Source organism: Bradyrhizobium sp. URHA0013, from assembly GCF_000518345.1.
GTDB lineage: Bacteria > Pseudomonadota > Alphaproteobacteria > Rhizobiales > Xanthobacteraceae > Bradyrhizobium.
On sequence record NZ_JADK01000006.1, the window covers coordinates 106,866 to 120,395 of the forward strand.

Sequence of the window (13,530 nt, forward strand, 5' to 3'; positions counted from 1 at the left end):
CGCCCGCGATGTCTCTCACGCCGATATGGCGATGTAGGGAATGCTGGTCAGGAGAGCGGCGAGCAGCACCGCATTGCCGAGCATTCCACTCCAATGTAGTCGGCGTAGCCGGCGCGGGGCCTCGGCATCGCCGGCGTCCCTGGCGCTGAGCTGTTCGTCCATCCGTTGCATGAACCAGCGGCGTCCGTAGATCGCCAAGGCTGCAAGAAGGCCAACGCCCATCGCGGCGACCAGACGACCGTCGAGCAGGAAAGCGACCGCTCCGATGAGTCCGGCAACGCGCATCACCAGAAAATGCGCATTGAACATTCCGCGCAAAAGCTGGGCGACGGGCTGGATATCCAGCTTCACCAGCAGGAAGGCCGGAGACGCCAACGTGAAATAGCCCATCGGAAAGAGCAGGATGATCATGACGGCTACGGCAACGCCATCCGGTGTCATGGGATCGGCCTTTCTCGTCCGCGCCGGTGAGAGCTTCCCGGCAGCGTCGCACAATCATAGCGGGAAAATACGTTTCCGGCACTAGGCTTTGGTCGAATGCTGCGCCGCGAAGGGCGTCTTGTCTCGCGGTTCAGGAGGGCTCGAGGCCGAGCGACCGCGCGCTATCGATCCAGATCGGCAGCTCGCGCTGATACAGCGCGTTGGTGTCCTTGAAGCCGATCGCGGGTTCGAGCACGAACGTGTTGAGAACCTCCTTCACCTTCGGATCGTTGTTGGCAGCAACGCAAAGCTCCGCCAGGCGGTCGACGACCGGTTGCGGTGTCGCCTTTGGCACGGCCCAGCCGGAGAAGCCGCTGACGGTGAAGAATTTCGACGTCGCGCCCTGCTCGGGGAGGGTCTTGATATCGGGGATGGCGTCGACCTTCTTCGAATGAACCGCGAACACTGTGCCGCGATCGCTCTGCAAAACCGATTGCGCTGCCGTGTAGCTGCCCATGGCGACATCGAGCGTACCTTCCAGCATGCCCGTCCACATCGGGGCTTCGCCGCGATAGTGGATCGGCTCGATGGCAAGGCCATACTGCTTGTTGAGCTCGTGGACCGTCATATGCGGGGCCGAGCCCGCGCTATACGTGCCGAAGTTGACCTTGCCGCTCTTGCGCGCAAAGGCGACGAAATCCTCCAGCGTCTTGACGCCGGTTTTCGGGTTCGCCACCAGCAACAGGCCGGCGCCCGGAATGACGCTGACGAGCGTCAAATCCTTGTCCATGTCGTAGCCCGGAGTCTTCATCACCACCCGGTTCATGATGTAGGTGGTCGAGATCGAGCACAGGATGGTGTGGCCGTCGGGCTCCGCGCGGGCGACCTCCGCCGTCCCGATCGCGCCCGCGGCACCCGGCTTGTTCTCGACGACGACGGTCTTTCCGACCTGCTTGGCAATGAATTCGCCATAGGCGCGTGCGAGCAGGTCAGTCTGTCCGCCGGCGGGATAGCTGCAAATCATGCGGATCTGCCGCGATGGCCACGCAGCCTGCGCCGAGGCGTTGCGCGAGACGAAGGGCGTCGCGAGTGTGGCGGTGCCGGCGGCAATGAAGCGGCGGCGATCGAGTTTTGGGGACATGATTCTCTCCCGGGTTGTCGCCGACGGTACTGCATCGGGTCGCCTCTGCCATGGGTGGCAGGCGAGACAGATTGGCGCATTCGAAGGGCCGCGCTGTGCCTATTCGGGCGTCATCCGGACAATCGCACTTTTCGCATGACCCGCAACCAGACGATTTCGGTCAGGGCTACTGCAAGCAAGCCAAAGGTGCCGCCGATCAGCACGTTGAGGATGCGCTCCTCCGCGATGCCGCTGGCGCTGCCGGCGAAAGAGGCGGCCAGCGCGATGAAGAAGCAGCGCAGGCCGAAGCCGATGATGTAGCGGTAGAACGAGATCAGCGTGAGGGTGGCCGCGAGAACCGCGAGCGTATAGCCGACCCGGCTTTGCGGCAGCACCATGCCGGCGAGGAAACCGAGCGGCACGCCGGCGACGGCGCCGATCGCCCGCTGCTTCAGCTTGCCGGTCGAAGCGGCGAGATCGCCGACCACGACGCTTGCGGCCGACCACATCACCCATTGGCCCTGCGCGAGATCGAGGATCTCGACCAGAGCCGCCGCAGCGAACACCGCAAGGGCGGTTGCCGCCGCGGGCACAAACCATTCGGCCGCGGGCGCTCCGAACGAGGTCGCGGCATCGCCGCACCGTCGCTGGTCGTAAATCCGGATGGCGCAGACCAGAGCCAGCGCGATCGGAGAGGACACGATGATCATGCCGGCATGGCGCAGGGCTTCCGAGGCGCTCACGCCCTCCCGCACCTCGCAGGCAAGATACACGGCGGGGATGAACACCCAATTCCCGAGCGTGCGGAAATGTTCGCCGTGGCGCGTCACTGCGACCGCAAGGAATCCGGCGAGCGCCGTCAGCACTGCGAATAGCGGCTTGATCGGGTTCGCGAGGAACAGCGCGGCAAAGGTGAGGAGGATGGCGAGATAATGCCACGCGACGACTTTCGGCGGCAGGTGCAGCCTGAGTGCGGGAATGAGCAACGAGACCGCGACCAACCCGAGATTCAGCAGCGCCGTCTCGCGCGCGATGAAATAGGCGGCGACCATCGGGCCGACGACGATCAGCGTCCGCACCAGCTCGCCGGTCTTGATTTCGCGCGAGAGGAGATCGCGCAGGTTGGCACTAGTGGGCGGGAAATTCACGGCGCACCAAAAGGGCGAATGAGAATGCAGACATCATACGGTGCGGGGCGCCACTAAGCGAGTCGATGCCGTCGGGCTGATTCAAGAGGTGCGCCGCCGCCGCTCCACACTCCGTCATTGCGAGCGTAGCGAAGCAATCCAGTCTTTCTCTGGAGGGACTCTGGATTGGTTCGCTACGCTCGCAATGACGATGTTCATGCAGTTGCGGGCGAAGACTTAAGTCTCGAGCCCGGACACAGCGGGACACGAGAGCGTCTTCCGTCACCGCTGAATGATCTTCATCCAGACGTCGCCGAGGATCGCGGGCTCACGCGGCGGCAGATAGGTCAGCCCCGCCTGCCTGCCGAATTCGGCGATCTTGCCCTCGGCAGCAAGCCCGGTCAGCGCCTTGTTGACGGCGTCGGTCAGCGCGGGATCGCTGGCGAGCCCGACATAGCCGCGATTCGCCCCGATCGGATAGTAGTAGCCGGACGCGGTGATCGCTGTATCGGGGTGCGCGGCGCGATGGGCGTCGAGGCGGCCGAGGTCGATCAGCGTCGCGTCATAGTCGCCGCGGGCAAGTGCACCGAGGAGATCATCGCGGCCGGGGACGAGATGGGTGATGTCGTCGATCAGGCGCCCCTTGCCGAAGGTCATGAGGATCGCATCGCCGAGCGAGCCGCTCTCGATGACGAGGCGCAGGCCCGCGAGATCGCCGATATCGCCGATCTTGCGACCCCGCGCCTTCGGTCCGAGCACGACCGTCATCGGCGAGTAGACATAGGGCTGGCTCGGCGCGAGCACGCCGAGCGCGACGCGGCGGCGCCGGTCGTCGCGCGTGGCGCCGGCAAAATCCGGCAGGCGCGCCGTTTTCATGCCGGGCTTGACGAGGGAGTCCGTCGTCAGCGCGTAGCCGCCGACGAGCGAGCAGCGGCCGTCGGACAGCAGCGCATTGGCCTCGAGCTGCGGGCTCGAATCCTCGTCCAGCTTGCTCTCGAACCACTGGATCGTCAGCGGCCGTCGGAGCCGATCGGCGATCGCTTGCGCCAGCAGCACGTCGAAGCCCGAGCCCGGCTTGCCCTTGTGATGCACCGAGAGCGGCGGCCTTTCCTCGTCGAGACAAATCTTGAGCGGATCGTCGGCCGCGCGTGCAGCCGCGGCCGCCACCGCGAGGATCGCGGCAATGCTCCAAGCGGCCAGCCAGCGCCTCATGGTTTTCTCCGGCTCGAGATGAAGGCCCAGAGATTCCCGATCTCCTCGTCGCTGAGAATATCGGCCCAGGGCGGCATCTTGTTGTTCTTGCCGTTCTTCACGGTGGTGACGAAGCGCGTCTTGTCGTCGGGGAAGGCGCGCAGGTCCGGCGTGATGGTGCCGGGGTTCATCATGTTGGGACCGTGGCAGTGCGAGCATTTCTCGGCATAAGTCGACTTGCCGTGGTCGATCTGTGCCTGCACGGGATTGCCGGTTGAATCATCCGCGGCACGAACGGTCGCCGCAAGCGCGACCGTCAGCACCGCGACGGTGGCGAGGATCGCCACCGTCTTGTGAGATAGCTTTCTCAGCATCGTGCCGTGGTTATTGCTTGACCGCAAAAACCCAAAGCGAGCCGCCGGGCGGGACTTTGGCCAGCCGTTCGTCGCCGGAGAACAGCGAGTAGACGCCACCGTAGCCGCTCGTCACCGCGACATATTGCACGCCGTCCTGCTGCCAGGTCACCGGTTGTCCTTCGATGCCCGAGCCGGTCTGGAACTGCCAGAGCTTCTTGCCGGTGTCGGCATCGAAGGCCTCGAACTCGCCGGTCAGCGCGCCCGAGAACACGACGCCGCCCGCAGTCGACAACACGCCGGAGAAGCGCGGGATGTCGCTTGGTGCTTCCCACTTCGCCTTGCCGGTCATGGGATCGATCGCCTTCAGATGACCGCGCGGGCCATCACCCCATTCCCAGAGATCGGTAAGGTCCATGCCGAGATACCATTCACCCTGCTTGAAGGTGGCGGGTTCGGTCTTGTACCTGCCGCCGAAGGCTAGCGTGTTGGCGTAAGCGAGGCCGGTCTGCGGATTGAACGACATCGGCTCCCAGTTCTTGCCGCCGAGGATCGACGGATAAACTGTCACCTTCTTGCCCTCACGCGCGTCCTTCGAGACGTCGGTCTCGATGGGACGTCCGGTCTTCATGTCGATTCCTGTCGCCCAGTTGACCTTCACGTAGGGATTGGCCGCGAGCAGCTTTCCGTTGGTGCGGTCGAGCACGTAGAAGAAGCCGTTGCGGTTGGCGTCCATCAACACTTTGGTCGGCTTGCCCTCGACGTTCATGTCGGCGAGGACCATCTCGGCCACGCTGTCATAGTCGAATGGATTGTTGGGCGAGAACTGGTAGTGCCACTTGATCTTGCCGGTCTTGGGATCCATCGCCAGCACGGAGCAGGTGTAGAGGTTGTCGCCCGGGCGAACCGCCGAGTTGAACGGTCCGGGATTGCCGATACCCCAATAGACCGTGTTCAGCTCGGGGTCATAGGAGCCCGTAATCCAGGTCGAGCCACCGCCGAGCTTCCAGGTATCGCCCTTCCAGGTGTCGCCGCCGGGCTCGTCGGGGGAGGGGATCGAATGGGTGCGCCACAAATGCTTGCCCGTTGCGGGATCCCAGCCGTCGATGAAGCCGCGGGTGCCGAACTCGGCGCCGGAGATGCCAGTGATCACGATGCCGTCGGCGACCAGCGGCGCCACCGTCATCGAATATCCCTCCTTGATATCGGCCGCCTTCTGCCGCCACAGCTCCTTGCCGTCCTTGGCGTCGAGCGCGATCACGTTGGCGTCGAGCGTGGTGCGGAACACCTTGCCGTCATAGAGTGCTGCGCCGCGATTGATGATGCCGCAGCAGACGATGCGCGGCGTTTCGGCAGGATACTCGACCTTGGATTTCCAGATCTGCTTGCCGGTCTTGGCGTCGACCGCCATGGTCGCGTTGTGCGACGTCACGTAGATCACGCCCTGGTACACCAGCGGCTGCGATTCCTCGCTGCGATCGTCGTTGAAAGAGTAGTTCCAGACCGGGACAAGGTTCTTGACGCTGTCCTTGTTGATCTGGTTCAGCGTCGAGAAACGCTGGAGATTGTAGCCCATCCCGTAATTGAGAACGTTCGATGTATCGGTCGCGCCCTTGACCAGCTGCTCGCTGGTTTGTGCATTTGCCCAAGTCGATGCAAGCATGACGAGGCTCGCGGCCATCGCAAAGCGTTTCATCCGTTCCTCCCAATATGCGCGCCTATTGACGCTGCGACAGCAACACTCCGCCCGAATGCAAAACGCGTCAATACGAAAGTCGTAATTGCGATGCCGATATGGTGGGCGGCGCGGGATGCCGGTCATCTGACGGAGAGCTGACAAGCAACTCTCACTTGTGCGCAGGCGCTGAAGAAATTCCGCGACACGGAGCAGGAGCGCGTGCGCCACGGCAATGGTCGGGCCGACGGGTTCCGCAAGTTGTACGGGCGCAGGCTGCAATTCGGGGCTTGAACCGAGGCTCGCTTGGGGACTTATGTCGTCGATCTGGCTCGAATCGGAGCTCTTGGTCTGGGAGGTTTTCATGATATCGCGTCGCTCTGTTGCACTTGCGCTCACGATTGCACTGCTGTCCGGTCCGGCATGGTCGGCCTCCGGCAATGCGGTCAAGACGTTCGATACCGACAATGACGGCACGCTCGATCTCGCCGAGGTGAAGAAGGCGGCGGCCGCGTTGTTCGCCAAGCTCGATCCCGATCACGACGGCACGCTCGACGCCCGCGAGTTGCGCGGACGGTTAACGGCGAAAGAACTCGCCGCCGCCGATCCCGATCGCGACGGGACTCTCACGCTCGACGAATATCTCTCGGTGGTGGAGCAGCGCTTCAACGCAGCGAATCCCGACAAGGACGGAACGCTGGATGCGAAGGAGATGAACTCGCGCGCCGGCCGCGCGCTGCTGCGCTTGTTGCGGTGAGAACCGCGCCGCTTGACTGAGAGCGAAGGCGAGTTGCCCGAGAGAGAAATTTGCAAGCGCGATGCGACAGTTCGCTGTGTCAACGGCGCGATTCCAGACTTGCGCTGTGCCTGACGCAGCCCTAGGTTTTGGCCGGCGCGATGTCGCGCTCAATCCCTTGGGAGTCCCCGAATGGCCTGGAAAGCTCCGAAGATCGTGGAAGTGCCGGTCGGCATGGAAATCAACATGTACGCCTGCGCTTTGCGCAAGTAAGACTGCAAGACTGACGACCTGCCGCGGCTTCGATGGCAAACACCGTCGAAGCCGTGGTAGTGTCGGGGATGCGAGCGAGAGCCCATACATTCTGGACCATAGTCGCCTGCACCGTCGCGCTCGCGCCGGCATGCGTCAGCGCCGAAGAGGGCTTCGATACCGAGCACATCTTCGGCTTCATGATCGGCACCGATGTCGGCAATCCCGGCGAGCGCGAATTCCAGACCCAGACGACAGGTCGATTCGGCAAAGGCGGCGGGACCTATCGCGCGCTGTCGCAGGAGGTCGAAATCGAGGTCGTGCCGCTGCCGAACTTCCGCGTCGAGGTCGGCGGCACTGCCACCCTGCACGACATCACCGGCGTCCCCGATATCGGCGACCGTCGCCAGTTCAATTTCCAGGGCGCTTCGCTCGACCTGCGCTATCGCCTGCTCGATCGCGAGCGCGCGCCATTCGGGTTAACTGTTGCCGCCGAACTCCATGGCGACCGCATCGACGAGACCTCCGGCGCAAAAGGGCGGATGTACGGTACCGATTTCACGCTCGCTTTCGATCGCGAGCTGATCCCGAACTTTGCTATCGGGGCGCTCAACCTGATCTATCAGCCGGAATGGGCGCGCTTCGAGATGACGGGGCTGTCCGAAAAGAGCTCGACCATCGGCGCGGCGTTCGCCGGCCTCGTGCGCGTGCGGCCCGATGTGCTGCTCGGCGGTGAGGTGCGCTACTTCCGGCAGTACGAAGGCATCGGCCTCGGCGAGTTCGCAGGCCAGGCCCTCTTCGTCGGTCCGACCGCCTATTTCCAGCTTTCGGAGCGCTCGCGCCTAACCATGAGCTGGAGCATGCAGGCCTGGGGCCGTCCGGCCGGATCGGGCGGCAATCTTGACCTCGTCAATTTTGAGCGCCATCAGGCGAGGCTGGTGTTTGGGGTCAATTTCTAGCGCTCGCGCACCGGTTGCGGGGACAGGCGACGGGCGATTCCCGCTCGATTTCGCGCGGCCGGATTGAAACTTCCCGCTCCTCGGAACGTAATCTTTTGTGCTAACTTCATCGCCTCTGCGAGGATCCCGGCATGAACCCGATCGACCTGGTGGTGACTGTGTGTGCGGTGCTCTCGCCTGCGACCTGCGAGGAGCAGCATCTGGTGTTCAACTATGCGGGGTCGCCGACGCAATGCGCGATGGCTGCGCCGCCCTATATCGCGCAATGGGTCGGCGACCATCCGAAGTGGCAGGCGGTGCGGTGGCGCTGCGAATATCCGCACCCGAACGACAAGGCGTGAAGCCCTGAGCTGCGTTGCCGGTCGCGACTGGCTTAGGTCCTCATCCTGAGGAGCTTGCGAAGCAAGCGTCTCGAAGGATGGCCGCAGGCGACAGACGGGCCTGCATGGTTCGAGACGCGCGTTCCGCGCTCCTCACCATGAGGGGAAAACGCTCGTAACGCAGCCCGCGTTACTTGCTGCAATCCTTCAGATCCTTGTCGGCGATCGAGAACACCGCATCCGCCTTGATCTCGATGTCGCGCACGATGCACTGCCGCGCATTGGGATAGCTGACCTTGGCGTCGTAGCGGCCGGGCTCGACGCCGGTGATGCGCAGCCGCTCGTCGTGGTCGACCTCCTTGTCCTTGTCGTTCAGGCACTGGTTCGGCCCCCACTCGGTCTTCCCGGCCGGCGAGAGCTGGAAGCCGGAGATCGTCTCCGTCGTCAGATTCCAGAGCCGGATACCCTTGCCCTTGGCCTGCGCGAGCGCCGCGCCCGGCATCGCAACCAACAGGATGCCGATCGCAATCAGCGTGCGCCGCATGGTGAACCTCCCGCGAAAATCTCGTTGGTCCAGTTGACCATGACTTCTCATTTTGATTCAAGCTGCAACGCCGCGAGCTCGGCCTTGATCCTACCGAGCTCGGCCTCGCTGCGCTCCGCGCGCGGGATGGCAATCGGCACCTCCCGCATGATGCGCGCCGGTCGCGGCGACAGCAAGAACAGGCGGTCGCCGAGCCGGATCGCGTCATCCAGGCTGTGGGTGACGAGCAGCGTCATCACCGGACGGCGCGCCACCAGCGTCGCGATCTCGTCGCGCAAACGGCCGGCGAGTGCGTCGTCGAGCGAGGCGAGGGGTTCGTCGAGCACGAGCAGGTCGGGCTCCACCGCAAAGGCGCGGGCGAGCGCGACGCGCCGGGCGAGGCCGAGTGACAATTCGCCGGGAAAATGGCTGCGATGCGCCTCCAGCTCCAGGATCCTGAACAGCTCGGCGAGCTTGGCATCAGTGACGTCGGGTGCCGCAAGCCGCACATTCTGCTCGACCGAGCGCCATGGCAGCAGCCGCGGCTCCTGGAAAACCATGCCGATCCGCGCTTCCGGCGGGCGCGAGACGCGTCCCTCGAAATCGCGGTCGAGCCCGAGGATGATGCGCAGCATCGTGCTCTTACCGCAGCCGGACGGACCGATCAGCACGCCGACCTCGCCGGATTGCAGCGCGAAGCTGATCGGCGCGAGCACCTCCTGCGTTCCGCCCGCGGCACTCCTGAACGTCTTGCCTGTGATATCGACCTCAAGCCGCACGGGGTCGCCATCGTGTTGCGCGGGCTTCGAACGGTTGCACCAGCGCGGTCTCGATCACGAGCACGACGGCGGCGAAGGTCAGTGAATAGGCCAGCAGCCGCGGCGTGTCGAACAGTTGGAAAGCGACGCCGATCTCGAAGCCGACGCCGTTCGGCCGGCCCAGGAGTTCGGCGACCAGTACGATCTTCCACACCAGCGACAATCCGGAACGGGCTGAGGCTGCGATATAGGGCGCCAGTTGCGGCAGCACGACGTGGCGAAAGGCGCGCAAGCGCCGCATCGCGAACACGCTCGCCATCTCGTCGAGCGAGCGGTCGAGCGCGCGCGCGCCCTCGCGCAGGGTGACGATGGCGGTCGGCAGCTTGTTGATGGCGATCGCCGCGATCGCTGCGGCCTCCGTGAGCCCGGCCCAGATATAGGCGAGCACGATCACGACCAGCGCGGGCAGGTTCAGGAGTAGGATCAGCCAGGGATCGCCGAGCCGGTCGGCGAGCTTCACTCGTCCCATCAGATAGCCGATGGCGCTGCCGAGCGACATCGCCAGCACGAAGGCGAGGCTTACGCGGGCAAGCGTGGCGCCGAGATGCAGGAACAGCGCGCCGCTCGATGCTTCCGCGATGACGACGTCGAGCACGGCGGGCGGGGAGGGCAGCTTTGCGGCGCCGACGAACAGCGCGGCTGTCCACCAGATCGCGAGCAACAGGGCAAACGACAGAAGACGCAGCACCTCAGTCTCCGGGAACTGCGTGATAGAACGTGCCGGGCTCGAGTTCAGCGGCCGAGCCAACGAGGTCGCGTCCGCCGGTCTCGGCCAGCACGCGGTAGAGCACGCGCGCGTCCTTTTCTTCGTCAGCGATGCTCCGGCGCGGAATGCCGTCGCGATAGCGCTCGCGATAGGTCTTGAGCAGGGTGGCATCGCTCGTGCCGGTGAGCGGTGCGATCTTGTCCCAGGCCGTGTCCGAGGTCACCAGCAGTTGCTTGGCCTTGCGGGTCATCACGATGAAGCGCGCCACGGCCTCGCGATGGCTCGCCGCCCAGCTCTCGTCGAAGACATAGCCGACTGCGGAGACGGCGCCCTTGGCGCCGAGCTTCGGCAAAATGTCCTCGATGCCGGCGAGGCGTCTAAAGCCCTTCGCCTCCAGCTGTGCGCAGAAATTCCAGAAGTTGAGGCTTGCATCCATCTCGCCGTCGAGCGCCTTGGCGGCGATCAGGGGCGGAGCCCCATAGACGATAGTTGCCTCCGATTTCAGGTCGATGCCGTCCTGCTTCAAGCGCGCCTGGAGCAGCAGCCAGCTCTTGTCGATGGGACCACCGCCGACCGCGAGCTTGCGGCCCTTCAAATCGGCGAGCGACCTGATCGGCGAGGAAGCCGGCACCATCACCGCGCCGAGCGCGCTGGAATAGGGATAGAAGGTGAGCTTGGCGCCCAGCGTGCGCTCGCGAGACACCCACAGCCAGTCGGACAGGATGATGTCGGCGTTACCCGCACGCAACGCGATCTTACCGGCCTCGGGGCTCGCAAGCTCGGTGACGTCGAGCGACAGGTCGGCCTCCTTGTCGAGGCCGCCGGCGCGGATCGCGGCCAGCTCCCAAGAGAATGTTCCGGTCTTCTGCACCGCAAGGCGGATTGTATCCGCGGCGCGGCCGGGCCCGGCTAGTGTCAGCGCCAGCGTCACCGCAAGTGCCAATGATCGACCAATTGCTCTCATCACCTTGTGAGCCGTTTCCTCAGACAGAGTGCTTTTCAGGACAATAGGCATAGCATAACTTCCGTCGCAACCAGCGGGAGGACGCGCATGAATCTGGCCGGACAGCTACGACCGATTGTCGCCGCATTGGCGGTGTGGGCTGCGACCGCGCTCGCCGCGCAGGCTGAAGAGGCCAATGATTATCCGACGTCGGCGCGTGCCGAGTATGTCTATGGCTGCATGAAGGCCAATGGCGAGAGCCGGCAAGCGATCGAGCAATGTTCCTGTTCGATCGACGTGGTGGCCTCGATCGTATCCTATGAGCGCTACGTTACCGCAGAAACCGCGCTCAGCATGTCCCAGGTCCGCGGCAATCTCGGCGTCCAGTTCCGCACCTCGGAGCAGGCGAACTCGGCCGTGAATGATTTGAGGCGAGCGCAGGCGGAAGCCGAGGTGAGGTGTTTCTGACCGCTTCGCGGCGCCTGTAGTGGTCGTCATGCGGCCGGGACAAGTCCGGCCATGACGACCAGGAGACCTACGTCCCCGGCTTCTCCACATCCCACTCGTTGCGGAACACGTGTCCGTCCGTGTCCTTGGCTTCCGCGCGAAAACGCCTGGCGCCGTTGGACACATAGGTGAAGCGCAGATTGGGATCTTCCGAGATCGAGATGCCGCCTTCCATCGAGAGTACGGGGCTGTCGTCCTGCGTCAGCTTGAGCTGGTTGACGAAGAAGGCGGGAATATAGAGCTGCGTGACCTGGTCCATCTGCAGCCCGGAATTATTGGGATGGCCGATCATGATCTGAGCCTCCCGCATGCGGCTCGCCGGTGCCTCCTGGCGCGCGAATTGCCGGTAACGCATCTGCCCGAGCCGGTTCTGGGCTTCCTCCGCATTCTTTCCTGCCGGGGCCGAGCAACCGCCGGAAGCCTTTACATAGACCTTCGAGACATAGAGCTGGCCGTCGCTGAGCTCGGCCACCGCATGGACGTCGGTGTAATTGTTGACGCGCACGCGCGTCGAGATTTCGGTGACGTTGGCATCCGGTCCGAGTTCGAACTTCGCCGCCATCGGCGCGGGATTACGATCGATCACCAGCGTGATCGAACGGATGCGGCGGGCATCGCCAGGCGAGAGCTTGCTGCGCAGAGTGACCGGCACGATGGCCGCGTCCTCGGCACGATACGGCATCTCGATGCCAATGACATTGCCGCCGTCATTCATCGGGCGGTTGCTGAAGATGTCCTGCACCAGGCCCGGCCAGGGATCGTAAGCGTCTTCCGCCTGCGCCGGCACGGCGAATGCAATGCCGAGGAGCAGGGCGATCAGAGGCAGGCGGCGCGTGCATCCCATCATGGTCATGGTCTCGCGGACGAAGCAACGTTACGGACATCGTAGCGCGTCCGCTACTCCCATTCAATTTCCGAAAATGCTGCGGTTGCGTTGCGGGCATTGTAGTCGTCGAACAGCTCCCAGTGCGGCCGTTCGGAGGCGGCGGCCTTGTCTGCGGCGGTCCGGATCGGCTCGCCCTTCTTGTTCGATGCCCGGACGTCCGCCAGCAGTGCCATCAGATAGCGCCGCTCATCGGACAGCGCCGCAGGCCATTCGCTCACGGGCCCGTGACCGGGAACGACGCGCTGCGCCGGAATGCTCTCGAGTTCCCCGAGGGTGCCGAGCCAGCCGCGAATGCTGCCGTCCATCACCGGAATATGGCGGAGGAAGACGAGGTCGCCAGTCAACAGCGTCTTCGTCATCTCATCGAACACGGTCAAATCATTGTCGCTGTGCCCGGCCGGCCAGGCCCGCAAGGTCAGGCGGCGTGCGCCGAGATCGAGCGTCATTGTGTCCGTGACGAGCATTGTGGGCGGCACGATTTTCACAGGAGAGATCAGTTCGTCGCCCATGATCCGTCTAAAATTATCGAGATAGTACGGGCCGCGCGCAGCCAGCGCCCGCGGCAGCCTGCTGTGACCGACGAAAATGGTGTCTCCGACTGCGAAGGCCGCATTCCCGAAAACATGGTCGGGATGGCCGTGGGTATTGATGACGTAGCGGATCGGCTTGCTGGTTCGGGCCCGCACCGCCGCCAGCAGCGCCTCGCCCTCGCGAACGCTACCGCCGGTATCAATCACAGCCACCGCATCCTCGCCCACGATGAAGCCGACATTGGCGATGTCACCCTCGTTCTCGCGGGTCATCAGGGCGATGGTCCCGGAGTGTACGAATATTCCCGGTGCGACTTCGCTCACAGGCAATTCGGCCGCTGCGGCGCATGCTAGCGTCGCTGTCACCAGCAGGGACAAGGCTGCGATCACGAGAGCGATGCGAGACACTTTTCCGCCTCAGTTCAAAGGGTTGCGCGCATTGCACTGCAATAAAGAAAAGCCAG

17 protein-coding genes are annotated in these 13,530 nt (G+C 64.0%); 5 read left to right on the forward strand and 12 right to left on the reverse strand.

Annotated features, from left to right (window positions below; all coding sequences use genetic code 11):
- Positions 1-15: 15 nt before the first annotated feature.
- The 6 genes from N551_RS0108110 to N551_RS0108135 form a co-directional block, all read right to left on the reverse strand.
- Complete coding sequence (locus N551_RS0108110) at positions 16-441, reverse strand: hypothetical protein (RefSeq protein ID WP_027566537.1); 426 nt, start codon at positions 439-441, stop codon at positions 16-18.
- A gap of 130 nt (positions 442-571) precedes the next feature.
- Positions 572-1,561 (reverse strand): tripartite tricarboxylate transporter substrate binding protein, encoded by a 990-nt coding sequence (locus N551_RS0108115; protein ID WP_027566538.1) that lies wholly within the window; start codon positions 1,559-1,561, stop codon positions 572-574.
- Positions 1,562-1,671: 110 nt separating this feature from the next.
- Complete coding sequence (locus N551_RS0108120; protein ID WP_027566539.1) at positions 1,672-2,688, reverse strand: FUSC family protein; 1,017 nt, start codon at positions 2,686-2,688, stop codon at positions 1,672-1,674.
- Between the two features lie 261 nt (positions 2,689-2,949).
- Positions 2,950-3,879, reverse strand: a complete 930-nt coding sequence (locus tag N551_RS0108125) for an ABC transporter substrate-binding protein (protein ID WP_027566540.1) — start codon at positions 3,877-3,879, stop codon at positions 2,950-2,952.
- Positions 3,876-4,232, reverse strand: a complete 357-nt coding sequence (locus N551_RS0108130; RefSeq protein ID WP_027566541.1) for a cytochrome c — start codon at positions 4,230-4,232, stop codon at positions 3,876-3,878. Before N551_RS0108130 ends, N551_RS0108125 begins: the two co-directional genes overlap by 4 nt.
- A gap of 10 nt (positions 4,233-4,242) precedes the next feature.
- On the reverse strand, positions 4,243-5,907 hold the full coding sequence (locus N551_RS0108135) for a methanol/ethanol family PQQ-dependent dehydrogenase (RefSeq protein ID WP_027566542.1): 1,665 nt from the start codon (positions 5,905-5,907) through the stop codon (positions 4,243-4,245).
- Positions 5,908-6,250: 343 nt separating this feature from the next.
- Here N551_RS0108135 and N551_RS0108140 point away from each other — a divergent pair, with 343 nt between their 5' ends.
- The 4 genes from N551_RS0108140 (at position 6,251) to N551_RS0108155 (ending at position 8,174) form a co-directional block, all read left to right on the forward strand.
- Positions 6,251-6,643 (forward strand): EF-hand domain-containing protein, encoded by a 393-nt coding sequence (locus N551_RS0108140; protein WP_027566543.1) that lies wholly within the window; start codon positions 6,251-6,253, stop codon positions 6,641-6,643.
- A 171-nt stretch (positions 6,644-6,814) separates the two neighbouring features.
- On the forward strand, positions 6,815-6,895 hold the full coding sequence (gene pqqA, locus N551_RS35240) for a pyrroloquinoline quinone precursor peptide PqqA (RefSeq protein ID WP_018460299.1): 81 nt from the start codon (positions 6,815-6,817) through the stop codon (positions 6,893-6,895).
- A gap of 32 nt (positions 6,896-6,927) precedes the next feature.
- Positions 6,928-7,833, forward strand: coding sequence for a hypothetical protein (locus N551_RS0108150; protein WP_027566544.1), 906 nt, complete (start codon positions 6,928-6,930; stop codon positions 7,831-7,833).
- Positions 7,834-7,964: 131 nt separating this feature from the next.
- Positions 7,965-8,174, forward strand: coding sequence for a hypothetical protein (locus N551_RS0108155; RefSeq protein ID WP_027566545.1), 210 nt, complete (start codon positions 7,965-7,967; stop codon positions 8,172-8,174).
- Between the two features lie 169 nt (positions 8,175-8,343).
- On the opposite strand, the gene N551_RS0108160 is transcribed toward N551_RS0108155, so the two are convergent.
- From N551_RS0108160 to N551_RS0108175, 4 genes are read right to left on the reverse strand one after another with little or no spacing between them, the layout of a single operon-like run.
- Positions 8,344-8,697: a hypothetical protein gene (locus tag N551_RS0108160; protein WP_027566546.1), complete on the reverse strand. Its 354-nt coding sequence runs from the start codon at positions 8,695-8,697 to the stop codon at positions 8,344-8,346.
- Between the two features lie 47 nt (positions 8,698-8,744).
- Positions 8,745-9,455 (reverse strand): ABC transporter ATP-binding protein, encoded by a 711-nt coding sequence (locus N551_RS0108165; protein WP_027566547.1) that lies wholly within the window; start codon positions 9,453-9,455, stop codon positions 8,745-8,747.
- Positions 9,445-10,182, reverse strand: a complete 738-nt coding sequence (locus N551_RS0108170) for an ABC transporter permease (protein ID WP_027566548.1) — start codon at positions 10,180-10,182, stop codon at positions 9,445-9,447. The genes N551_RS0108165 and N551_RS0108170 overlap by 11 nt, the downstream gene beginning before the upstream one ends.
- A gap of 1 nt (position 10,183) precedes the next feature.
- Positions 10,184-11,164 (reverse strand): ABC transporter substrate-binding protein, encoded by a 981-nt coding sequence (locus tag N551_RS0108175; RefSeq protein WP_035961171.1) that lies wholly within the window; start codon positions 11,162-11,164, stop codon positions 10,184-10,186.
- 87 nt (positions 11,165-11,251) lie between these two features.
- Between N551_RS0108175 and N551_RS0108180 the strand changes: the two genes are divergently transcribed.
- On the forward strand, positions 11,252-11,611 hold the full coding sequence (locus N551_RS0108180; protein WP_027566550.1) for a hypothetical protein: 360 nt from the start codon (positions 11,252-11,254) through the stop codon (positions 11,609-11,611).
- Positions 11,612-11,678: 67 nt separating this feature from the next.
- Here N551_RS0108180 and N551_RS0108185 read toward each other — a convergent pair whose 3' ends face one another.
- On the reverse strand, positions 11,679-12,497 hold the full coding sequence (locus tag N551_RS0108185) for a quinoprotein dehydrogenase-associated SoxYZ-like carrier (RefSeq protein ID WP_027566551.1): 819 nt from the start codon (positions 12,495-12,497) through the stop codon (positions 11,679-11,681).
- A gap of 50 nt (positions 12,498-12,547) precedes the next feature.
- Complete coding sequence (locus N551_RS0108190) at positions 12,548-13,474, reverse strand: quinoprotein relay system zinc metallohydrolase 2 (RefSeq protein WP_027566552.1); 927 nt, start codon at positions 13,472-13,474, stop codon at positions 12,548-12,550.
- Between the last annotated feature and the right edge of the window lie 56 nt (positions 13,475-13,530).